This window comes from Actinomyces sp. oral taxon 175 str. F0384, assembly GCF_000223355.1.
In the GTDB taxonomy this organism is placed as follows: Bacteria; Actinomycetota; Actinomycetes; order Actinomycetales; family Actinomycetaceae; genus Actinomyces; species Actinomyces oris.
Map to the genome: position 1 here is coordinate 399,751 of NZ_AFUR01000006.1, position 21,820 is coordinate 421,570.

A 21,820-nucleotide genomic window follows, 5' to 3' on the forward strand; every position below is an offset into this window, starting at 1 on the left:
GGAGGGCGGGCGGCGGGTGGGCCACCCGCCCTCAACCGGGGCTCGATGAAGTTGTCACGAAGTCGTCACCAGGCGGTGGCCACTCAGATCTCGTCAACCGTGGAGGCCATGGCCCCGCCCGGACGCCGGCCCAGGTCGAAGCCGAGCTCATCGGCGGCGCGCGAGCCGTCGTCGTCGGTGTCGTCCAGGGCGATGGCAACGCCCTCGGCGTCCAGGGCCTCGACGTTCAGGCACAGCGACTGCATCTCCTTCATGAGCACCTTGAAGGACTCGGGGATGCCGGGCTCGGGGATGTCCTCGCCCTTGACGATGGCCTCGTAGACCTTGACACGGCCGTTGACGTCGTCGGACTTGACGGTGAGGAGCTCCTGGAGGGCGTGGGCGGCGCCGTACGCCTCCATGGCCCACACCTCCATCTCACCGAAGCGCTGACCACCGAACTGGGCCTTACCACCCAGCGGCTGCTGGGTGATCATGGAGTACGGACCCGTGGAGCGGGCGTGGATCTTGTCGTCCACGAGGTGGTGGAGCTTGAGGATGTACATGTAGCCCACCGAGATGGGGTACGGGAAGGGCTCACCGGAGCGGCCGTCGAACAGGCGGGCCTTGCCGTTGGACTCGACCAGCTGCAGGCCGTCGGAGGTCGGCAGCGTGGAGCCCAGCAGCCCCATGAGCTCGTTGTCCCGCACACCGTCGAAGACGGGCGTGGCCACGGGCGTGCGGGGCTCGGCCTTGATGCCGTTCTCGGGCAGGTTGGCGGTCCAGGCCTCGCCGGCCTCGCGCGCGGCGGTGGCGTCCCAGCCGCGGGAGGCGACCCATCCCAGGTGCAGCTCGAGGACCTGTCCGACGTTCATACGGCTGGGCACGCCCAGCGGGTTGAGGATGACGTCGACCGGGGTGCCGTCGGCCAGGAAGGGCATGTCCTCCACGGGCAGGATCTTGGAGATGACACCCTTGTTGCCGTGACGGCCGGAGAGCTTGTCACCCACGGTGATCTTGCGGCGCTGGGCGATGTAGACGCGCACCATGCGGTTGACGCCCGCGGGCAGCTCGGCGTCGTCGGAGGCGGCGTCGATCTCGCGCACGCCGGTGACGATGCCGTACTCGCCGTGGGGCACGCGCAGGGAGGTGTCACGCACCTCGCGGGCCTTCTCACCGAAGATGGCGCGCAGGAGGCGCTCCTCGCTGGTCAGCTCGGTCTCACCCTTGGGGGTCACCTTGCCCACGAGGATGTCGCCGCTGCGGACCTCGGCACCGATGCGGATGATGCCGCGCTCGTCGAGGTTGGCCAGGGTCTCCTCGCTGACGTTGGGGATGTCGCGGGTGATCTCCTCGGCGCCCAGCTTGGTGTCGCGGGCGTCGACCTCGTGCTCCTCGATGTGGATCGAGGTGAGCATGTCCTCGGCGACCACGCGCTGGGAGATGATGATGGCGTCCTCATAGTTGAGGCCCTCCCAGGTCATGAAGGCGACCAGGAGGTTCTGGCCCAGGGCCAGGTCGCCCTCGTTGGTGGCGGGGCCGTCGGCCAGGACCGTGCCGACCTCGACGCGCTCACCCTCGGTGGCCACGACCCGCTGGTTGTAGCAGTTGCCCTGGTTGGAGCGGCGGAACTTGGCGACCTTGTAGACGTTCTCGGTGCCGTCGTCGTTGGCCACGCGCACGAAGTCCGCGCAGACCTCGGTGACGACACCGGCCTTGTCGGCCACGAGGACGTCACCGGCGTCGACGGCGGTGCGCCGCTCCATGCCCGTGCCCACCAGCGGGGCGTCGGGGCGGATGAGCGGCACGGCCTGGCGCTGCATGTTGGCGCCCATGAGGGCGCGGTTGGCGTCGTCGTGCTCGAGGAAGGGGATGAGGGAGGTACCCACCGACACCATCTGGCGCGGGGAGACGTCCATGAGGTCCACCTGCGAGGAGGGCACGAGGGCCGGCTCGCCGCCGGTGACGCGGCACAGGACGTGGTCCTCGGCGAAGTGGCCGTCCTCGGTGAGGGCGACGTTGGCCTGGGCGATGACGTGGCGGTCCTCGTCGTCGGCCGTCAGGTAGTGGGTCTCATCGGTGACCCGGCCGTCGACGACGACGCGGTAGGGGGTCTCAACGAAGCCGAAGGGGTTGATGCGCCCGAAGGTCGCCAGCGAGCCGATGAGGCCGATGTTGGGACCCTCGGGGGACTCGATGGGGCACATGCGCCCGTAGTGCGAGGTGTGGACGTCACGGACCTCCATGGAGGCGCGCTCACGGGACAGACCGCCGGGGCCCAGGGCGCTCAGGCGGCGCTTGTGGGTCAGGCCCGCCAGCGGGTTGTTCTGGTCCATGAACTGGCTGAGCTGGGAGGTGCCGAAGAACTCCTTGATCGCGGCCGTCACGGGCCGGATGTTGATGAGGGTGTTCGGCGTGATGGCCTCGACGTCCTGGGTGGTCATGCGCTCGCGCACCTGACGCTCCATACGGCTCATACCGGTGCGCACCTGCGCCTGGATGAGCTCGCCCACCGCACGGATGCGGCGGTTGCCCAGGTGGTCGATGTCGTCGTACTCGACGGCGATCTCGGTGATCTCGCCGTCACGCACGCCCTCGACGGTCTCGGCGCCGGAGTGCAGGGCCAGCAGGTAGCGCAGGGCCGCGACAATGTCCTCGATGCGCAGGGTGGACTCGGTCAGGTCCGAGGCTAGGCCCAGCTTCTTGTTGATCTTGTAGCGACCGACCTTGGCCAGGTCGTAGCGCTTGGGGTTGAAGTAGAAGTTCTCCAGCAGGGTGCGTCCGGCCTCGACGCTCGGCGGCTCACCGGGGCGGATCTTCTTGTAGATGTCCAGGAGCGCCTCGTCCTGGGTGGTGATCTTGCGGTCCTCGTCCAGGGCGGAGGTCAGGGCCGGGTAGTCGGCGAACTCCTTGCGGATCTCCGACTCGTCCATGCCCAGGGCCAGCAGGAAGACGGTGACGTCCTGCTTGCGCTTGCGGTCGATGCGCACCGCGACGCGGTCGGACTTGTCGATCTCGAACTCGAGCCAGGCACCGCGCGAGGGGATGAACTTGACGTTGTAGACGTACTTGTCCGTGGCCTTCTCGGTGGTGCGCTCGAAGTACACGCCCGGCGAGCGCACGAGCTGGGAGACGACGACGCGCTCGGAGCCGTTGACGATGAAGGTGCCCTTGTCGGTCATGAGCGGGAAGTCGCCCATGAAGACCGTCTGAGACTTGATCTCACCGGTGGAGAAGTTCTCGAAGTCCGCCACCACGTAGAGGGGGGCGGAGTAGGTGAGGTCCTTCTCCTGGCACTCCTCGGCCGTGTACTTCGGCTCCTCGAAGCGGTGGTCGTGGAAGGACAGGGCCATGGTCTCGCCGAAGTCCTCGATCGGGGAGATCTCGTCGAAGATCTCCTCCAGACCGGAGGTCTCGGGCAGGGAGCCCGGGTGTGCCTTGTTGGCGGCGGTCATCCGCTCGCGCCACCTCTCGTTACCGACGAGCCAGTCGAAGCTCTCGGTCTGGAGGGCGAGCAGATTCGGAGCCTGCATGGGCTCGGCGATCTTGGCAAAGTTGATACGACGCGACGCGGTACGAGCGGCGATGTCAGCAGCAGTGGGTGCGGAGGTGCGCGAGGCAGCCAAAGGGGGATCCTTCCCTCAGATCGGGGATCACACAACGCACACCGCGAGTACCGGGTTGAGTAGAATCTCCGTTGCCGGGCTCACGCCCGCCAGGGTTCCGACGGGCCGAAGCCCGTGCGGAGGGCAGATACCCCTCGCACCAATACACACAATGCACGCAAAGCGCTAGCGTACACGGCCGACGTCAAGGACTCCACGCCGATCCGCCCTGGTTCCTTGCGATTCCCACCACAGTCGCGCATACTGCCCCACCCGTGTCCACCGCGTGACCTGAGTCCCTCAGTGGGCGCCTCTCGCTGAGCGGCTGCCGGCCGGCTCGCGCCCGGCACGCCCAGCCCCCGCACGCTGCCGCCCAGCCACCCACTCCCCCGGCCCCGCGGCCCTGCACGTCCCCGACCCCGCAGCCTCTGCGCCCGCCCGATCCCTTCCGGCCGACGGCGTCGGGAACGTACTTTCCGATCGGCGACTGCGTTCTCCCCCAGACCACTGGGGACGTACCTCAGTGACCTGGAGGACATCGCAGTCCTCGGCGCACATGTACGTCCCCGATCCCCCACCGCCCCTCCAACCCGTCCACCTGCTGGCCGTCCCAACCCGACGACGTCGCGACGAGCACGTCGCTCCCGCCTCTCGTCCGGGAAGCGGGCTTTCAGTGGTCATTGCGGGATCCACAGCGAAGCACTCCTGCCTTCAGACTCCGGCGAGTCCACACCCACGGGGCTCTGCACTCGCCATGCCCCGAAACTCTTGAGAAGACTCGCTGCATGAGCCCCGTCGCCACCACTGCCAGCCGCCCCACTCCCATCTGCCCGATCCCGGCGCACCTTCGGCCGACCATCATCTACTCAGGCGGCCGCAAGCGCTTCCACGCATCGCGCAATCCTGATCTGCTGCGACTCATGCCGGGCGCCTACCTGCACGCAGTCCCGGGCAGGCGACGCTGGGAGCAGCGGTTCATGGTGTCCTTAGCGCGTGCGATTGCCGCGCAACAACTCCTTCCCTCCGCCACCTGTCTGTCTCACACATCGGCCGCCCTGATTCATGGCCTGGCGATGTGGACAGGTGAGCCGGACGTCTACCTCGCCGTCTCCGGTAACCCACGTCTGACCACAACGACACTGCCCGCCTTCCGGTACCCGTCGTCGGGAGTACCCGCTCCTATCGATCCCGCGCACCCCGAGGCCACCCCGATCCGAATGCACCGTCGCCGGCTTCAGCTGCGCGACGAGGAGATCGAGACGGTTGGAGGGGTTCCCGTCACGTCCGTGCTGCGCACCGCCTTCGACTGCGCCTGCGACGAGCCCCCGTTCAACGCGCTCTCCATCGCCGATGCGGCTCTGAACCGGCACTGCCGACCCGATCCGTGGCACCGCGGTTCCTGCGCCACGCGGCTGCGCTCGGCTCACGCCTGCTGGGAGGAGCTCGTGGCACGTCATCGGGGGCGGCGAGGGATAGCGCAGGCGCGTGCGGTACTGGCCGCCGCCACCCCTTGGGCGGTCTCGCCCGGGGAGAGTGTGCTGCGGTGGATGACGCTCGTGGTGGGGCTGCCTCGGGCCATTGCCCAGTTCCCGGTTCCGGGGCTGTCCAAGGACCGCTTCCTGGACCTGGGCTGGCCCGATCACCGTGTCGTCGCGGAGTTCGACGGCCGGACCAAGTACCGCACCGAGGAGGACGTCTTCCTCGAGAAGCTCCGCCAGGACGAGCTCGAGTCGCTGGGGTGGAGGTTCTTCCGGGCGACGTGGTCCTCGCTCAGCGACATGCGCACCCAGGCGGACCGGTTGCTGTCGATGTTCCCCCTGGAGGTGGTCTCCCGCCTCTCGCCGGTAGCCGGGCTTCAAGGTGGCGGACTGTGGGGCGAGCGTCCACCCGGAGTGCTGGTGCCATGAGGTCGCGGTTCCCGACGCCGCACCCTGACTCATCGAACGCACCCACCGGCATCGGGAACGTACTTTCCGATCGGCGACTGCGTTCTCCCCCAGACCACTGGGGACGGACGTCAGTGACCTGGAGGACATCGCAGTCCTCGGCGCACATGTACGTCCCCGATCCCTCACCGCCCCGAGCCCGACGACGTCGAAGCACACGGGGGCCGGACAGCACCAGGCCCCCGGAACACGACCGGGTCCCGCCCACCTCATGGTGGACGGGACCCGGTGAAGATGGGCTTCCCCGGCCCTCGGCGACCCTCAGGCCGCCTCAGGCAGCGGGGAGAGACTCACTTGAGGGTGACGGTGGCGCCGGCGCCCTCGAGCTGCTCCTTGGCCTTCTCGGCGGCCTCCTTGTTGGCGCCCTCGAGGACGGGCTTGGGAGCGCCGTCGACGAGCTCCTTGGCCTCCTTCAGGCCGAGGGAGGTCAGAGCGCGCACCTCCTTGATGACCTGGATCTTCTTGTCGCCGGCGGCCTCGAGAATGACGTCGAACTCGTCCTTCTCCTCGGCGGCGGCGTCGCCACCGGCAGCGCCGGGGGCGGCGGCAACGGCCACGGCGGCCGGAGCGGCGGCGGTAACGTCGAAGGTCTCCTCGAAGGCCTTGACGAACTCGGACAGCTCGATGAGGGTGAGCTCCTTGAACTGCTCGATGAGCTCTTCGGTGGTCAGCTTCGCCATGATGGGCGTTCCTTCCTTATCAGGTTCCTGCGCGCGCAGGGTTGGTGGATGACGCGTGCGGCCTCAGGCCGCGGTCTCCTGCTTCTCGCGCAGGGCGTCGACGGTGCGCACGGCCTTGGAGGCCGGTGCGGCGAAGAGGTACGCAGCCTTGGACAGGGACGCCTTGATGGCGCCCGCGGTCTTGGCGAGCAGCACCTCGCGGGACTCGAGAGAGGCAAGCTTGTCAACGCCGTCGGCGGACAGCACGGCGCCGTCCATGACACCGCCCTTGATGACGAGCTGCTGGTTGTCCTTGGCGAAGTCACGCAGAGCCTTGGCGGCCTCGACCGGCTCACCGGTGACGAACGTCAGGGCGGAGGGGCCCGTAAGGTCGTCGGCGAAGTCCTCGAGCCCGACCTGGCGGGCGGCGATCGCAGCAAGCGTGTTCTTCACCACGGTGTACTCGGCGTTACCGGCGAGGGAACGACGCAGCTCCTTGAGCTGGGCGACGCTCAGTCCCCGGTACTCAGTCAGCAGGACCGCGTCAGCCTGGCGGAACTTGTCCGCCAGTGCAGCAACGGCTGCTTCCTTGTCAGGCCGTGCCATGGGCCCTCCTTCCGTGGTATGCCGCAGGGGTCCATTCACTGGAAAAGCCCCGCGCCGGTGGGCACGGGGCTTGAATTCGGGCATGCCCGAAGAAGTCTCGTTCTCACCTGCGCCGGCCCCACCTGATGTGGACTTGGTCCCGCCGGAGCGGGCGACCTGCGGTCTTTGGCAGAGAGCACCTTACCCAGCAGCGACCTCCGCGGCGCAAGGCAGGCGGCCGTGGAACTGGTCACGTCACCGCGAATGCTGGACGAAAGCATCCCCCGGTCGGCCTGGGTTCGGGGGCAGCGGGCAGTCCGACGTCGGACGCGGGCGCGCCCCGCACTGACCTGCGCTGCCGGCCCAGTCAGACGCCGAGACTCTCGGCCAGCGCCTCTCGCTCCGTGACGTCGTACCAGAGCAGGTCGGCGTCGGCAGCGCGCTCGAAGGCGTCCTCGTCACCGAGTCTGGCGGCTCGTACATCGTCCTGCGCCTCGGGCTCGTCCACGAGCAGGGCGGCGACGTCCTCCCAGGAGATCTCACCGGTGACCTCGATCGTGCCGGGCAGGACATCGCCCTCCACGGGAAGCTCACGCACGTTCTCGGCGTCGACGTCGGCCGCGATGACGATGCGCCGGTCGGCCAGGCCCACGGCCTCGGGCTCGGCCAGCAGGACGACGGAGGCGTCGGCGGCGCACAGCGAGGCGGAGACCTCCAGGCCCTCCTCATCCTCCTCAGGCAGTGCCTGGGCGAGGGCCGGGGTGGCGGCGTGAGCCGTGAGCGGCTGGTGCGAGGACCCCAGGACGCTTGCGCGCAGGTGGGCGGCGGTGGCGGGCAGGTAGATGCGCATGCGCCCAGTCTGCCCTACCTCCGCACTCACCCCCTTCCACGAAGCAGCCGGGCGGCCCACCCGGCACCGCTCGCGCTCCGGTTCTCAGTAGCGGTGCCGCCCGGTTCCCGGTGGCAACGACGGAGGGCCGCTCGTTCCCCGACCGTTCCTCCCGCCCGGAGCTCGGCCGTCGTCCGGGCCCTGCACCGGCCCCGGGGGCGTTCCTGCATTCGACGCCGCGCCGGCCCCGGACCACGGATCCTCCGAGGGTCGGTGGGGCGCCCCGGAAGCCGGCCCCTGTGGCTGCCCCCGTGGCGGGGATGCCGGTTGAACCACCGGATGGATCACCGGAGGCAGGGCATGGTGAGGCTGCTGCGGGGCCGGGGCGAGTCCGCTGGGCGCCTGGGGAGCCGGCGGTCGTTCACCGACCACCTGTCCCCCGTCCCCGTCTCGGCGGCGGCGCCTCGCACCCGCGCTGCGCACGTTCGAGCGGCTCCTGCTTCTGACGGTTGCGGCCTGGGCCGCGGAGCTCCTGCGGTCCCGGCGCCCACCGCGCCGCTTGGAGCGCCACAGCCGGGAACGACGCGGGGAGGCGGCCCTGCGTACCGCTGCGACCTGCGGATCGATCCGGTCGACCAGTGCACTGAGGGCCTTGCCCAGTGCACTGGCGGGCGCCTGCTCCAGAACAGTGCACCCCTGAAGCAGGCAGGCGTCGGCCGTTGCCGCATCATCGGGCAGGAGCACAATGTCGTCCAGCCCACCGAAACGCGCCAGGGCCTCTCGCAGAGCCTGCTGGGGAGAAGGTCCTGCGGCCGAGGCCCGCACCCGGTTGATGACGACCTCGACCCGGCCTGCGGGGTTCATGGAGGCCCCCATCTCATCGAGGAGCTGGAGCAGCCGGCGCACCCCGACGGGGTCGGCCCCGCCGACGACCAGGATGACGTCGGCGTGCGACACCAGGTCGGCCGTCACGGCCCCACGTCCAGGCTCAAGGGTGAAGTCGTCGACGTCGTCATCGGCGGGCCCGCCGGCGACGTCGACGACGGTCCAGGCCGCGGCCCGACGGCACTGCGCCCACACCTCGGTCATCGAGGCCGGTGGCAGCTCCCGCCAGCGCCCGGACCTGCCCAGGCCGCCCAGCAGGAAGAGCCCATCGCCCACCGGAGCCAGGATTCGTCGAAAGCTCTCCGCGTCAAGGCGGCCGTGGGTGGCCAGACGGGCGGCCCCGGCCAGCGCCGAGGAGTCCTCCGGCATGCCGAGGAGCTGGACGAGGCTGGGAGCCTCGACGTCGGCGTCCACGAGGATCGCGCCGCCGCAGGCGGCCAGGCCGTGAGCGACGGAGACAGCGACCGTCGAGCGCCCGGGAGCACCATGAGGCCCCCACACCAGGACAACCCTCCCTCCACGCTCGTCACCCACCGGGCTCACCGCGACCGGCAGCACAGGCTCCGGCGTATCCGCGGCGGCCGACTCCCGGCCGCACCGCCGGTCCTGCCCCGTGTCCTCCTCGACTCCGGCGTCGTTGGAGACCCGGGGCAGCTGCGACGGCGCCGTCCCGCCCTCAGGGGAGCCGGGCGACTGGCGCCACAGCTCCTCGAGCCAGGCGGTCTCCTGGGCGGCAGTGTTCGATTCCGTGTGCGGTTCCGTGCTCGGTTCCGTCGAAGCGGGGGTGGCGGCGCTCAGCCAGTCGGCGCTGTCAGCTGCCGGCCCGCTCCCGGTGGGGGCCGCGCCGGAGACCCCACTACGACGCACGAGGTCCTGCAGCGCCGCACAGATCCGGGCGGGTTCCGTGTCGCGCCGGAGAACCGGCCAGCCCGCGCTGCGCCAGCGTTCCTCCTCGTGGGCCTCCACCAGGAGCATTCCGCTCAGGCCCGCGCGCGCGAGCCGATCCAGGACGGTGCGGTCGATCTCGTCGAAACCGGTGTCCAGCAGGGCGAATCCCGCCAGCCCGGCCATTCCCGCTGAGAGCAGCTCGGGCAGGTCGGCGCATCGGCGCACGACGCACAGCCCGCTTCCCGCCTGGCTCAGCGCCCGCAGGATCCCGGCGTCGTCGCCGCTGAGAGCCAGGAGGACTCCGGCGCCCGGGGCGCTCACGAGGCCTTCTCCGCCGGCGCTTCCTGGCCGGTGGGGACCAGGACGAGCGCCCCCTCCTGACCGACGGCGCTGAGAACGGCGGCGAGGGAGGCCTCGGGGACCTTGACCTCCACCCCGGTGCCGGGTCCGGAGATCAGCCCCTTGCTGGTCTCACCGACTGAGGCGATGACCAGCCCTGTGGCCACGCGGCGGGCTCCAGTCCCCCCGGCCTGCCCCGACTGGTCGCCTTGGCCTCCTTGTCCGCCCTGTCCGCTCTGCCCGGTCTGCCCGGCGGCAGGCGCCTGGGCTGCGGGCCGGCCCGCCACGCCCTCCTTGGGCACGATCCACAGATCGACGTAGTCGCCGACCTTGGTCGAGGCCGGCAGGTTGGAGGCGACAGTGAGGACCACCGGCCGCAGCTCCTGCTCCCGGCCGCTGTTGACGGCCGCCGCAGCCAACAGCTCTCCCTTGCGCATGGAGCGCGTGGACACGGCGCCGTCCGGCAGGTGCCCGGCCTCGACGTAGGCATCGGTGCCGGGATGGGCCTCGACCACCGTAAGAATGCCGTCGGCAGTCAGGTCTGTCCCGGGAGCGACGTCCTGGGAGAGGACGTAGACGCGAGTGGTATCAGCGGCCGCGTCGACCGCCCAAGCCCCCAGGGCCACGGCCCCGGCCACCAGCACCACTCCCCCGGCCATACGCGGATCCTTCCAGGCAGGCCGGCGCCAACGACCGCGGGGACGCTCAGGACCGGTCAGGGTTCGACTGCGGCGAGATGACATCACGGGAATCCTCCTTGATCTCCTGCAATCATCGTTGGGATAAAATAGTACCTCAAGGTTATCCACAAGTGTCTTTAAGAATTGTGGAGCGGATCCAGCAGTGGGATCATCGTGGTATGAGCACACGATTCCTGACCATCGCCGACGTCGCCGAGCAGCTTCAGCTCTCCGCCCAGGCCGTGCGCGCTCTCATCCGCACCGGCGACCTTCCCGCCATTCAGGTCGGCGCCCGCAAGCTCTGGCGCATCGAGGACCAGGCCCTGGAGGACTACATCCAGCGCCAGCTCGCCTCCACCAGGGCCATGGTCGCCGCGGGCTGGAACGAGGACGGGGCGCCCTGAACCTCTCTGCCCGCTAGCCGACGTCAGCGACTGCGCAGCACCTCGATCGCAGCGGTCATGACGCTGACAACCCCTGCGCCGCCCACCCCGGGAGCGCGACGCGAGCGGATGCCGCCCTCAGGGTCGACGGCGACATCGACATGGTCCGCTCCCACCCGGACCAGCCGCCCCACCACTTCTCCAGAGCCCAGCACCAGGCGCACCCGCGCTCCGCGTCGGGCGATCTCACGCATCAGGGCCGTCAGCGTGGGCCGACGGCGGCCGTCCCGGGGCGCCGGACCGGCCAGTGACACAGCGGTGGCCACCGCGCCCACCGGGACAACGGCCTGCAGCCCCTCCCCCTCATCGACGAGGACGTAGGAGGGCTCCACCCGGCAGGCCACACCGTCGACGGGGACACCGCCGCGAGTCCGCAGGTGGATGAGTCGGCCCACCGAGCCTCGCAGGCGGTCGACGAGCTCGATGGAGGCGTGCTCGGCCTCCGCGAGCTCAACGCTCTGAGCCACCAGGTCCGCACGGCGCTCAGCATCGAAGCTGCTCTCCAGGTCGGCAATCATCGCGTCCCAGTCCATAGGCCCACCTCACCACAGTACGCACGCAGAGGAAAGCACTCCGAGGCGGCTCAGGCCGCGCACCTCCAGCACCACTCCCGCCCCGTTACCACGACTCAGCGCCCAGCATGTCATATCGTCACTATTGACATCATCACACCATAGGAGTACACCTAACATCATCAAACGACATCATCGGCGATGGAGGGTGACATGGGAGCTCGTCAACGACTGACGCTCCTGGCCGCAGCGTCAGGGGCCGTCCTGATAGTTCTGGGACGCACGGCCCACGGCGCCGCGGAGCAGCTCGTGCAGGTCCCGCCGCAGGCCTGGGGACTGAGCGACCTGTCGAACGCCGTGGTGGCCGGCACCTGCACATGCGGGGCCCTGGGGGCCCTGTGGCACGCGGTCTCGGCCCTCCTGGCGCTCATGACGTGCCCCGGGGCGAACGACCCCGGCAAGCGCTGTCGCGGCGGCGCCTATGCGCTGGCAGCCAGAGCCCTCGAGGCCTGGGGAGCGCCAGCGGTGAGACGCATCGTCGCCTCCGCGCTGCTCGTCTCCCTGTCCTCGGCGCCGGCGCTGGCCAGCGAGGAGGCCAGTGGCGGGGATGACCTGGGATGGCGCCCCACCAGCTCGGTGCCCGCCTCACCTCCGTCGCAGTCCTCGACGCCGTCGACGCCGGCCGATCAGTCCCCGTCGAGCGCTTCGACCGGTTCGAGCGACTCGGAGGGCGCAAGCCAGTCAGCAGACTCGACACCGCCGGGCAGCCAGGCGGCGCAGCCCCCTACCGGCCCCGACGCCCCACCCTCCTCGAGCCCCACTCATACCGTCGCGCCCGGCGAGAGCCTGTGGTCCATCACTGCTCATCTCCTGCCCACCGGCTCCGCCCCCGCACAGATCGCACAGGACTGGCCGGCCCTGTACCGCGCCAACTCCGAGGCCATCGGCGCCGACCCCTCGTTGATCCGGCCCGGCACGGTCCTGAGCGTCCCGGACTCCTTGTCCGCACCGAGCACACCGACAGGAGGTCAGGCGCCATCACGATGAACCGCAACGCACCAGCGCCGGCGGCCCCCACCGCAGGCCCCGAACACCTTCCCCATTCCACTTCGCACTCCGTGCCCACGGGGCACCCTCCCACTCCCAGGAGCCCACCATGACCGCGACCACCACTGCCCAAGCCACCCGCCCCGCACGCCGCACGACCGACGCTCAACGTCGTAGCCGCCCCACACCGAGCCACCCGACGCCGACTCGTGCGGTTCCGCACAAACCCTCCAAGCCCGTGAACGACGCAGGCTCCGTCACGCGGGGTGCGCCCCTGACGCAGTGGCCCGCCGCCGGCACTGACGCCTCGCGCACCGCCGCCATCGTGGTGACGGCCGCCAGCGAGGTCCTGGCCGGGCTGCGCCCGGTGGACCACCTGGTCCGTTGGACCAGCCCCTCCCTGTTCGAGGCCCTCGCCCGTCGGGCGGGGCTGGCCGCCCGGATCCTGGGAGGCCAGTCCAGCCCACGACGTCCGCGCATCCGTAGCGTGCGCACCGAGCTGACCATGTCGGGAGCCTGCGAGGCCACTGTCCTGCTGGAGGAGGGCAACCGGGTCCGAGCCGCGGCAGCACGCCTGGAGCTGCTGCGCGAACGCTGGATCCTCACCGGCCTGGAGATGGCGTGATCCCGCCGAACCCCGGTTGGTTGCCGGGTTCCGACGGGATCATCGACAGTCGTGTCAGCTCGCGCTGAGCCTCAGTGCCGGCGCTTCTTCCTGGAGCGACGACGCTCGGCCCGGTTGCCGCCGGAGTCGGCACCGGAACGGGAGGCCCTGCGCGAGGAGGCCCCGGAGGTCTCCTCCTCGCCGGACTCGCTGGGGCCGGAGTAGGTGACCCGCTGCTCCATAGACGCCTGCCCGGTGTCCCCCAGAACCGTACCGCGCCCCTGGCCGCCGGCCTGGCCCACGCGGATGCCGGCCGCTGCGGTGGCGTTGGCCTTGGCGACCGCCTGGGCGGCCTCGACGGTGCCGTCCTCGGCGGCGCGCTGGGCGGCGGCGTCGAAGCGGGCGACGTTGGCGAAGATCTGCTCAACGGTCTCCTCGCGGATCCCCTCCATCATCGCCCGGAACATGCGGGCGCCCTCGTTGGCGTACTCCACGAGGGGGTCGCGCTGGGCCATGGCCCGCAGACCGATACCCTCCTTGAGGTAGTCCATCTCGTAGAGGTGCTCCCGCCAGCGCTTGTCCACCACGGCCAGCAGGATGCGGCGCTCCAGGGTGCGCATGGGGTCCTCGCCGAGCTGGACATGGGCCAGGGCGTTGGCCTCGATGCGGGCCTCAGCGTCCTCGTAGGCGACAGCGACGTCCTCAGTGAGCTCCTCGATGAGGCGCTCCGAGGTCAGTGCGTTCTTGCCGCCCAGCGCCTCGACGACCTCGTCCTGGGTCAGGCCCACCGGGTAGAGGCGGCCGAGCTCGCCCCACAGGGCGTCCAGGTCCCACTCGTCGGGACGGCCCTCGGCCGTGCCGGCCTCGACGATGGAGGTGACGGCCTGGGCCCGGAAGGCCTCGATCTGGGGCTCCAGGTCCTCACCGTCCAGGACCTGACGGCGCTCGGAGTAGACCTTCTCGCGCTGCTCGGTCATGACGTCGTCGTACTTGAGGACGTTCTTGCGGATCTCGTAGTTGCGCGACTCCACCTGGCGCTGGGCCCCGGCGATGCCGCGAGTGACCATCTTGGACTCCAGGGGGACGTCGTCGGGGTAGGCGCCCGAGGACATGATGCGCTGGGCGAGCCCGGAGGCGAACATGCGCATGAGGTCGTCCTCCATGGACAGGTAGAAACGGGACTCGCCCGGGTCCCCCTGACGGCCGGAGCGGCCGCGCAGCTGGTTGTCGATACGCCGCGACTCGTGACGCTCGGTGCCCAGCACGTAGAGACCGCCGAGCTCGACGACCTCGTCATGCTCGGCCCGGCAGGCCTCCTTGGCGGCGGCCAGGGCCTGAGGCCAGGCCTTCTCGTACTCCTCGGCGTTCTCCTCGGGGTCCAGACCGGCCTCCTTGAGGGCGGAGACCGCGATGTGCTCGGCGTTGCCGCCCAGCATGATGTCGGTTCCGCGTCCGGCCATGTTGGTGGCGACGGTGACGGCGCCCTTGCGGCCGGCCATGGCCACGACGGCGGCCTCGCGGGCGTGCTGCTTGGCGTTGAGGACCTCGTGAGGGATGCCCTGCTCGCGCAGACGCTCGGAGAGGATCTCCGACTTCTCCACGCTGGTGGTTCCCACCAGGACCGGCTGGCCGAGCTCGTGGCGCTCGGCGATGTCGTCGACGACGGCGTCGAGCTTGGCCTCGACGGTGGTGTAGACGAGGTCGGGCTGGTCCTGACGGATCATGGGCTTGTTGGTGGGGATCGGGACGACGCCGATCTTGTAGGTGCCGGCGAACTCGGCGGCCTCGGTCTCGGCGGTACCGGTCATGCCCGAGCGCGAGCCCTCGGGGTAGAGGCGGAAGTAGTTCTGGAGAGTGATGGTGGCCAGAGTCTGGTTCTCGGCCTTGATCTCCACACGCTCCTTGGCCTCGATGGCCTGGTGCATGCCCTCGTTGTAGCGGCGGCCGGGCAGGACGCGGCCGGTGTGCTCGTCGACGATGAGGACCTCACCGTCGCGCACGATGTAGTCCTTGTCCCGGTGGAAGAGCTCCTTGGCCTTGATGGCGTTGTTGAGGAAGCCGATCAGGGGGGTGTTCTCCGACTCGTAGAGGTTGTCCACCCCGAGGTAGTCCTCCACCCGCTCGATGCCGGTGGCGAGCACACCCACGGTGCGCTTCTTCTCGTCGACCTCGTAGTCCTTGCCCGCGCGCAGGCGCTCGGAGATCGTGGCGAACTCCTTGTACCACTTGTTCACGTCGCCGCTGGCCGGCCCGGAGATGATGAGCGGGGTACGGGCCTCGTCGATGAGGATGGAGTCGACCTCGTCGACGATGACGAAGGCGTGGCCGCGCTGGACCAGGTCCTCGGGGCGCTGGGCCATGTTGTCGCGCAGGTAGTCGAAGCCGAACTCGTTGTTGGTGCCGTAGGTGATGTCGCAGGCGTACTGCTCCCGGCGCTCGGCGGGCGTCTGGCCCACGAGGATGCAGCCGGTGGTCAGCCCCAGGAAGCGGTGGACGCGCCCCATGAGGTCGGACTGGTACTCGGCGAGGTAGTCGTTCACGGTCACGACGTGGACGCCTTTGCCGGTCAGGGCCCGCAGGTAGGAGGGCATCGTGGCCACGAGGGTCTTGCCCTCACCGGTCTTCATCTCGGCGATGTTGCCGCGGTGGAGGGCCGCCCCACCCATGATCTGGACGTGGTAGGGGCGCATGCCCAGGACGCGGTCGGCCGCCTCCACGACCGTGGCGAAGGCCTCGGGCAGCAGGTCGTCGAGGGTCTCCCCGTCCTGGTAGCGCTCCTTGAGCTCATCAGTCATTTCGCGCAGCTCGGCGTCGGAGAGCTCGCTGTACTCGTCGGCGAGAGCCTCCACCTGATCGGCGATGGCATCAAGCTTCTTCAGGGTGCGGCCCTCGCCAATGCGAAGGATCCGGTCCACGATCGACACGCTGCATTCTCCCTTGGGACGTCAGATTGCGAAGAGCGACGATGAGACGCAGGCCGTATCGGTCGAGTCGGCCGACTCGGAATCAACTCGACATCGACGCGGAATCGGCTCAGGATCGGCTCAGGTCTCACCGGCTACCTGCCTCCGTACTCTAGTGGACCTCGCTGGGCGGCGGTCTTTCCAGCACCGAGATTCTTCCCACCGAGGACACAGGTGGGGCACGGGGCCACAGGGGACGACGACGACGGTCGTCCCCTCGTGGTGTGGACCGCGAGCGCCACCAGGAGCGGGAGGGTTCCGCCTGCGTCACAGTGGGGATATGGAGCACCGTCGCCGCAAGCCCCGCCGTCCCGCCGCACTCGGCCCACCACTGGGCCTGTCGGCGGATTTCTCCCCGGCCCTGTCGCTGGGCCTGCCGACCAGCTGTGCGGGCTGTGGGCGCTGGGAGACGGCGCTGTGCCCGCGGTGCCGAGAGCTGCTCGAGGACGAACCCTTCGCCGTGGAGCACGCCGATGCCGCCGACGACCTGGACATCTGGGCCCTGGCCTCCTACACCGGCCCGGTGCGCGCCATGGTTCTGGGCTGGAAGAACGGCGCGCGCGAGGACCTGTCGGAGGTGATGGCCCGATCCGGCAGGCGCCTGGGACGCTGGTGGGCGCTCACGCACCCGCCGGAGGAGGTCTGGGAGAGCTCGCCCCGGGGCGCGCGGGTGCTGGTCGTGGTCCCCGCGCCCTCCGGGATCGTGCGCCGTCTGCGCGGTCGCCTGGTGGCGGCCCACCTGGCCGACGCCGTCACCCGGGGGATCTGCGCGCAGTGGGCCGGGCAGGAACCCGCAGCGCTCGTGCTGAGCACGGACCTGCTGCGCCGTCGGGGCGGTGGGGCGCACCAGGCGGGCCGATCCGCCCGTCAGCGACGGGGCAACCGCGCCCAGGCTCCGCTCCTGCTGGCCGCCGTCACCGGCCTGCCGATCCTGCTGGTCGACGACGTCGTGACCACCGGGGCCACTCTGGGAGCCTGCGCCCGGGCGCGTGCGGGCGGGAGGTGGGCGGGTCCTGGGCGCCCTGGTGCTGAGCGCCGCCCCGCCCCCGGCCCATGCGCGTGCCGCGGTGCCGGCCGGCCCTGGGGTGGTCACCGCAGGCAGCCGTTTCCCTGGCCGCATGGATCCGGGAGCCTCCGCCTTGTCCGCCTTGTCCGCCTGCGGCGATCAGGAGGCTTCTTCCGGGCGTGGCACGCACGAAAGGGAGGCGTGAACAGCCCCACATGGTGTACCTTATGTGGCACAACGCACAGGCGGCTCCCGACGCCGACAAGGACAGTCGACCGGATCCCCGCCTCGGTGCCTGAGGGCCCTCACGAGGTGACCAGGAGGTGATGACACCAGTCCCGAACCCGCCGTGAGTCGTGGCGGGTACTTGTCGCACACGGCCCGTCAGGGCCGGCCCACGAGCCTAGAAAGAGGTTCCACCATGGATATCACCGTCGTCGGTCGTAACGCTGAGATCAGCTCTCGCCTGCGCGACTACGTCGAGGACAAGGCCGTCAAGGTTGAGCAGTTCGACCCCCGGGTCCAGCGCGTCGAGGTTGAGGTCACCCACGAGCGCAACCCGCGCCAGGCCGACACCGCCGAGAGAGTGGAGATCACTGTCGTCTCCAAGGGCCCGATCATCCGGGCGGAGGCCTCCTCCTCGGACCGCTTCGCCGCTTTTGATATCGCCATGGGCAAGCTGACCGAGCGCCTTCGCCGGGCCCGGGACCGCAAGAAGGACCACCATCGCCGTCACACCGTGGCCGCACCGAATGAGGACCTCCAGGCAGCTCCCGGCGTGGAGGAGCCCCTGCTCCCCGACACCGGTGACGCACCGATCGAGGACTCCCCCTCCGCCCCCACCGAGCCGGGTGTCGCCGTTGAGGCGCAGCTCGGCGACTCCCCGGTGATCGTGCGTCAGAAGCTGCACGAGGCCAAGCCGATGACCGTTGACGAGGCCCTCTACCAGATGGAGCTCGTGGGGCACCCCTTCTACCTGTTCATCGAGAAGTCCTCCAAGCAGCCCTGTGCCGTCTACCACCGTCACGGGTGGACCTACGGCGTCATCCGCCTGGACGCCCAGGTGCTGTAGCCCCATCCGGCCCCGCGGCGCGGGTTTGACCCCTGATATCCGGGTGTCCCACGGTCCTGACCGACCGGGGGCACCCGGAGTCGCGTGTCAGAGGCGTCGGCTCAGGGCAGGGGGAAGGAGGGGTCAGTGACCTCGGCGGTGAGCACCCGCCACATCGCCCCGCGACGCTGCCAGGTCTGCCCATCCTCGTCGACGATGAGGAGGGACTCCTCGGAGCGGTCGGAGATGACCGAACGGGCCCGACGCACCCCCACCAGCGTGTTGACCGCCCCGCCGACCTGGACCAGACGCACCTCCGGCACGCCCCCGCCCTCGGTGCCGGCAGCGGCCAGGACGCACACGGCGTTGGGGGCGCACCAGGACAGCCCCCGCGTGCCCGTCCCACTGGCGCGGGGCATCTCCAGGGCCGGCCCCAGCCCGGTGGGACGGCCGTCCTGGTCCCTGATGATGATGGCGACGGCGACCCGCCCGTCGGTTCGCCGCACGGCGATCCGCTCGGACTCCACGGACAGGTCGAAGGCCGCGACCGTGCCGTCCTGCAGCCAGGAGGACTCCAGGGTGGCGCGCTGCCCGGAGCCGTTGACGGCGGTCAGACGCCCCTCGGCCAGCAACCAGGCCCAGCCGTGCCGGTCACCCATCGGAGCTCCCAGCCCACCGGCGCCTGCGGAGGGATCCCCCACCGAGAGGATGACGCTGGCGGAGCCCTGCCCCCGGGGCAGGCGCAGCAGGCTGGAGGCTGACAGTGCGTAGACGGCCCCGTCGGCCCCCAGGCTCGGGCTACGCGCGTCACTGGTCCCCAGGACCCGGTCACTAGCCAGGGTGACGCGCCTGGCCCCCGTGCCGCGCACGACCGAGCCCTCCGACATCCCCACGATGCCTCCGACCTCGGGGGCCATCGGTGTCAGCTGGGCGGCGGCGCCGAGGTCGACGGTGCCGGCGAGCACCCGCACGTGGTCGATACCGCTGATCTGGATGAGGCTCTGCTCGATCTGGGCCACCATGAGCCCGCGGGCGTCCTCCGAGGCGGGGTCGGAGTCCGCGCTCAGGTGGACGGTGGCGGTGCCGCCCTCGACGACGACCCCCCGCCCCGCCCGCTCGGCGTTTCGCGGGATGAGGCTGGAGGCCCCCTTCGCAAGCCAGTCCGAGGGCCCGGCCAGCAGCCCGGAGACCAGGGAGTCGGCCTGCGAGCTGCGCGGGTACCAGCGCAGCTCGGGGACGAACCTGGACCGGTCCCGGGACAGGAAGGCCAGGGAGCTGACCGCGAAGTTCTGCATGAGTCGGGACAAGGGCAGCAGGATGCCGTGAGGCAGGCCGACGATGCGCCATTGGCCGGTGGAGTTGGTGGCCAGGGAGAACTCGCCGGTATAGGTGCTCCCCTCCGGGGCGGGGGTGAAGACGCCTAGGGAGTTGAGCACCCCCACCTGCCCGGAGGTCACCGTGAAGGAGCCGTTGGCCGCCACCGAGACCTGCGGCTCGGTCGACCCGCTGTAGGCGCTCACCGTCTCCAGGGGCTTCCACTGCGCGACAGCGTGATCGCTGAGGAACTGCTTGGCGGTGGCGAAGTCGTCGGAGAACCCCGCGATGGTGGCGCGCAGGAAACCGTTGACGATGTCCTCGGCCGAGTCCCCCTCACCCGGTCCGGGAGCGGTCTCGATGAGGGCGTTGGTGTCGGAGGCGGCCACCCCGGAGCGGGTGACGCGGCTGGAGCTCGGAAGCGCCGTGCAGCCGGCCAGCACTCCGGCGGCCGTGGCCGAGAGCAGCCCCAGCGCGCCGCGTCGCGACAATCCGGCCGGAACCGTTCCGAGGATCCCGGTGGGCCCGGCGGGCTCTGCAGCCTCTGCGGATCTGCGCCCCTGAGTGGGCGCGTCGCGGTTCATCGGCTGCGTCATCGGCGCCACCCCTCTTCCTCGGTCTCCTCGGGTGTGCGGGTGGCGGGCTCCTGACCGGGAAGGACGACGACGACTCGGCCGACATCCTCGGTGACCGCGTCGTGGCTCTCCCCGGCCAGGGGGATGTCGCCCAGGACGACGCTCTGGCGGGCCCGGCGGGTGGCGGGCGCGGGCCCCAGGGGGCCGACCGGGGAGAAGGAGGACTCCTCGTCGATGGGGATGCCGGCGCGGGCCACCGCAGGCGCGTCCTGCGGGACGAGCTCGAGGGGGCCGGGGCCGCTGAGCCGGCCGGGACCGCCGTCGGCCCCCTGGGTGCGGGGCAGGACCAGCAGGAAGGAGGAGCCGTCGGCCGGCCATCCCCAGGCCGAGAGGCGCCCGCCGTGCAGACGGGCATCCTCCATGGCGATGGACAGCCCCAGTCCGGTGCCTCCCAGGCTGCGCTTGCGCGAGGGGTCGGCGCGGTAGAAGCGGTCGAAGACCTTGGTGACGACGTCGGGGCTCATGCCGATGCCGTGGTCGCGCACCCGCACCGCCACCGCGTCAGCGTCCACAGCGACGGTGACGTCCATCGGCTTGCCCTCACCGTGCTCGAGCGCGTTGACCACGAGGTTGCGGATGATGCGCTCGACCCTGGTGACGTCGATCTCCGCGGTGGCCGGCTCCTCGGGGAGGTGGAGGCGCAGCTCGGTGCCGGTGGCGTCGAAGTGGAACTGGGTGGTCTCGATGACGGTGTCGACCACCTGGGCGAGGTCGATCTCCTCCAGCCGGAGCTTGACGTTCCCGGAGTCGATGCGGGAGATGTCCAGCAGGTCGGTGAGCATGGTCTCGAAGCGGTCCACCGAGCTGGACAGGACCTGGATGCTGCGCAGGGCGAAGGGATCGGAGATCTCCTCGCGCGCGTCCTGGATCTGCTCCGTGGCCAGGCGGATCGAGGCCAGCGGGGTGCGCAGCTCGTGGGAGACGTCGGAGACGAAGAGGCGCTGCACCTTGGACAGGGACTCCAGGCGCTCGATCTGGTCCTCCAGCGAGGTCGCCATGTGGTTGAAGGATCTGGCCAGGGTGGATATCTCATCCTCCCCCTGGATGCTCAGCCGCTCGGCCAGCAGTCCGGAGGCCAGCCGCTCAGCGGCCCGGGCGGTGTGCCGCACGGGGCTGAGCACCCACCTGGTGAAGGCCCACACCACGACGATGAGGATGGCCAGGAAGCCCAGCCCCCCGATGGTGATGTTGCGCGAGGCCAGGGAGACGATGCGCTGCTCGCTGGCCAGGCTGTAGACGAGGTAGAGGTCGTACTCCCCTGCCAGGGGTAGGCTCACCCGGGTCCCCACGATGAGCCCCGGATCCGTGCCCCCCTCATCGTTGGGAACCGCCACCGACTGCCAGTACTGGGCGCGCGCCCCGCCCTCATCGAGGGCCCGGGTCATCTCAGGGGTGATGAGGGAGCGCAGCCGGGTGTCGGTCTCCAGGTCGTTGACGACCGTTGTCGACGTCTCCTCCTCGTTGCGCAGCATGAGGACCCCCACTCCCCCGGAGGAGGAGATCGAGTCCTTGGCGCCGTTGACCTGCCGCTCGGCAGCGGCTGAGACCTCGTCGACAGTGACTGCCGTGGTCGAGTCGAACTCGGCCTGAGCGACGCTGGCGCGCAACGCGGCATCGGCGAGGATGACGTCACGCTGATCGGCGAACACCTCGGAGCGGATCCGGTCGGTCACGAAGGTCAGCAGCAGCACAATGAGAAGCAGACCAATGACGGTGGCGGTGCACACCATGCGCACCTCGAGGCTGCGGCGCAGCAGCCCCGGCAGAGGCAGACGCCGAACCAGCCGCTCCTCCGCGGTGCCCACCGATGACCCCATCGACGTGCCCCCTGAATTACGCATCGGGTTCAT

Annotated in this window: 16 protein-coding genes; 6 read left to right on the forward strand and 10 right to left on the reverse strand. The window is 70.2% G+C overall.

Annotated features, from left to right (window positions below):
- Positions 1–83 precede the first annotated feature (83 nt).
- Positions 84–3,605, reverse strand: a complete 3,522-nt coding sequence (rpoB, locus tag HMPREF9058_RS10250; RefSeq protein ID WP_009407433.1) for a DNA-directed RNA polymerase subunit beta — start codon at positions 3,603–3,605, stop codon at positions 84–86.
- A 764-nt stretch (positions 3,606–4,369) separates the two neighbouring features.
- Here rpoB and HMPREF9058_RS10255 point away from each other — a divergent pair.
- On the forward strand, positions 4,370–5,491 hold the full coding sequence (locus tag HMPREF9058_RS10255; protein ID WP_009407307.1) for a hypothetical protein: 1,122 nt from the start codon (positions 4,370–4,372) through the stop codon (positions 5,489–5,491).
- Between the two features lie 329 nt (positions 5,492–5,820).
- Here the strand turns inward: HMPREF9058_RS10255 and rplL are convergent, their stop codons facing one another.
- The 5 genes from rplL to HMPREF9058_RS10280 all read right to left on the reverse strand — a co-directional run bounded on the left by rplL (position 5,821) and on the right by HMPREF9058_RS10280 (position 10,374).
- On the reverse strand, positions 5,821–6,210 hold the full coding sequence (rplL, locus tag HMPREF9058_RS10260) for a 50S ribosomal protein L7/L12 (protein WP_009747839.1): 390 nt from the start codon (positions 6,208–6,210) through the stop codon (positions 5,821–5,823).
- Positions 6,211–6,273: 63 nt separating this feature from the next.
- A complete protein-coding gene (rplJ, locus tag HMPREF9058_RS10265; RefSeq protein ID WP_009407225.1) occupies positions 6,274–6,795 on the reverse strand; it encodes a 50S ribosomal protein L10 in 522 nt (173 codons plus the stop codon).
- 346 nt (positions 6,796–7,141) lie between these two features.
- A complete protein-coding gene (locus HMPREF9058_RS10270; RefSeq protein WP_009407045.1) occupies positions 7,142–7,624 on the reverse strand; it encodes a hypothetical protein in 483 nt (160 codons plus the stop codon).
- An 84-nt stretch (positions 7,625–7,708) separates the two neighbouring features.
- Positions 7,709–9,697: a hypothetical protein gene (locus HMPREF9058_RS10275; protein WP_009747960.1), complete on the reverse strand. Its 1,989-nt coding sequence runs from the start codon at positions 9,695–9,697 to the stop codon at positions 7,709–7,711.
- Positions 9,694–10,374 (reverse strand): hypothetical protein, encoded by a 681-nt coding sequence (locus HMPREF9058_RS10280; RefSeq protein ID WP_009407173.1) that lies wholly within the window; start codon positions 10,372–10,374, stop codon positions 9,694–9,696. The genes HMPREF9058_RS10275 and HMPREF9058_RS10280 overlap by 4 nt, the downstream gene beginning before the upstream one ends.
- Before the next feature lie 200 nt (positions 10,375–10,574).
- Between HMPREF9058_RS10280 and HMPREF9058_RS10285 the strand changes: the two genes are divergently transcribed.
- A complete protein-coding gene (locus HMPREF9058_RS10285) occupies positions 10,575–10,799 on the forward strand; it encodes a helix-turn-helix domain-containing protein (protein ID WP_003786975.1) in 225 nt (74 codons plus the stop codon).
- Between the two features lie 23 nt (positions 10,800–10,822).
- Here HMPREF9058_RS10285 and HMPREF9058_RS10290 read toward each other — a convergent pair whose 3' ends face one another.
- Positions 10,823–11,371 carry a hypothetical protein gene (locus HMPREF9058_RS10290; protein WP_009747856.1) on the reverse strand — a complete coding sequence of 183 codons (549 nt, stop codon included), beginning with the start codon at positions 11,369–11,371 and terminating at the stop codon, positions 10,823–10,825.
- Between the two features lie 192 nt (positions 11,372–11,563).
- Here HMPREF9058_RS10290 and HMPREF9058_RS10295 point away from each other — a divergent pair, with 192 nt between their 5' ends.
- Together HMPREF9058_RS10295 and HMPREF9058_RS10300 are read left to right on the forward strand one after the other, a co-directional pair.
- Positions 11,564–12,397 (forward strand): LysM peptidoglycan-binding domain-containing protein, encoded by an 834-nt coding sequence (locus HMPREF9058_RS10295; RefSeq protein WP_009747720.1) that lies wholly within the window; start codon positions 11,564–11,566, stop codon positions 12,395–12,397.
- A gap of 109 nt (positions 12,398–12,506) precedes the next feature.
- Positions 12,507–13,022, forward strand: coding sequence for an Rv3235 family protein (locus HMPREF9058_RS10300; RefSeq protein ID WP_043538165.1), 516 nt, complete (start codon positions 12,507–12,509; stop codon positions 13,020–13,022).
- 71 nt (positions 13,023–13,093) lie between these two features.
- On the opposite strand, the gene secA is transcribed toward HMPREF9058_RS10300, so the two are convergent.
- The gene (secA, locus tag HMPREF9058_RS10305) at positions 13,094–15,925 is read right to left on the reverse strand and encodes a preprotein translocase subunit SecA (RefSeq protein ID WP_009406964.1); all 2,832 of its coding nucleotides are present in this window, start codon (positions 15,923–15,925) and stop codon (positions 13,094–13,096) included.
- Between the two features lie 319 nt (positions 15,926–16,244).
- Between secA and HMPREF9058_RS10310 the strand changes: the two genes are divergently transcribed.
- Together HMPREF9058_RS10310 and raiA are read left to right on the forward strand one after the other, a co-directional pair.
- The gene (locus tag HMPREF9058_RS10310) at positions 16,245–17,297 is read left to right on the forward strand and encodes a ComF family protein (protein ID WP_254654129.1); all 1,053 of its coding nucleotides are present in this window, start codon (positions 16,245–16,247) and stop codon (positions 17,295–17,297) included.
- Between the two features lie 94 nt (positions 17,298–17,391).
- A complete protein-coding gene (raiA, locus tag HMPREF9058_RS10315) occupies positions 17,392–18,042 on the forward strand; it encodes a ribosome-associated translation inhibitor RaiA (RefSeq protein ID WP_009747781.1) in 651 nt (216 codons plus the stop codon).
- Between the two features lie 101 nt (positions 18,043–18,143).
- On the opposite strand, the gene HMPREF9058_RS10320 is transcribed toward raiA, so the two are convergent.
- Complete coding sequence (locus HMPREF9058_RS10320) at positions 18,144–19,931, reverse strand: GerMN domain-containing protein (protein ID WP_043538312.1); 1,788 nt, start codon at positions 19,929–19,931, stop codon at positions 18,144–18,146.
- A complete protein-coding gene (mtrB, locus tag HMPREF9058_RS10325; protein WP_009747734.1) occupies positions 19,928–21,811 on the reverse strand; it encodes an MtrAB system histidine kinase MtrB in 1,884 nt (627 codons plus the stop codon). Before mtrB ends, HMPREF9058_RS10320 begins: the two co-directional genes overlap by 4 nt.
- Positions 21,812–21,820: the final 9 nt, after the last annotated feature.

What these genes read in the sequence shown, in the direction of transcription:
- HMPREF9058_RS10295 (WP_009747720.1), top strand. Translation starts at nt 11,564, where the DNA reads ATGGGAGCTCGTCAACGACTGACGCTCCTGGCCGCAGCGTCAGGGGCC.
- HMPREF9058_RS10290 (WP_009747856.1), bottom strand. Translation starts at nt 11,371, where the DNA reads ATGGACTGGGACGCGATGATTGCCGACCTGGAGAGCAGCTTCGATGCT.
- rplJ (WP_009407225.1), bottom strand. Translation starts at nt 6,795, where the DNA reads ATGGCACGGCCTGACAAGGAAGCAGCCGTTGCTGCACTGGCGGACAAG.
- mtrB (WP_009747734.1), bottom strand. Translation starts at nt 21,811, where the DNA reads ATGCGTAATTCAGGGGGCACGTCGATGGGGTCATCGGTGGGCACCGCG.
- HMPREF9058_RS10320 (WP_043538312.1), bottom strand. Translation starts at nt 19,931, where the DNA reads ATGACGCAGCCGATGAACCGCGACGCGCCCACTCAGGGGCGCAGATCC.
- rplL (WP_009747839.1), bottom strand. Translation starts at nt 6,210, where the DNA reads ATGGCGAAGCTGACCACCGAAGAGCTCATCGAGCAGTTCAAGGAGCTC.
- HMPREF9058_RS10270 (WP_009407045.1), bottom strand. Translation starts at nt 7,624, where the DNA reads ATGCGCATCTACCTGCCCGCCACCGCCGCCCACCTGCGCGCAAGCGTC.
- HMPREF9058_RS10285 (WP_003786975.1), top strand. Translation starts at nt 10,575, where the DNA reads ATGAGCACACGATTCCTGACCATCGCCGACGTCGCCGAGCAGCTTCAG.
- HMPREF9058_RS10310 (WP_254654129.1), top strand. Translation starts at nt 16,245, where the DNA reads ATGGAGCACCGTCGCCGCAAGCCCCGCCGTCCCGCCGCACTCGGCCCA.
- HMPREF9058_RS10280 (WP_009407173.1), bottom strand. Translation starts at nt 10,374, where the DNA reads ATGGCCGGGGGAGTGGTGCTGGTGGCCGGGGCCGTGGCCCTGGGGGCT.
- raiA (WP_009747781.1), top strand. Translation starts at nt 17,392, where the DNA reads ATGGATATCACCGTCGTCGGTCGTAACGCTGAGATCAGCTCTCGCCTG.
- HMPREF9058_RS10300 (WP_043538165.1), top strand. Translation starts at nt 12,507, where the DNA reads ATGACCGCGACCACCACTGCCCAAGCCACCCGCCCCGCACGCCGCACG.
- HMPREF9058_RS10255 (WP_009407307.1), top strand. Translation starts at nt 4,370, where the DNA reads ATGAGCCCCGTCGCCACCACTGCCAGCCGCCCCACTCCCATCTGCCCG.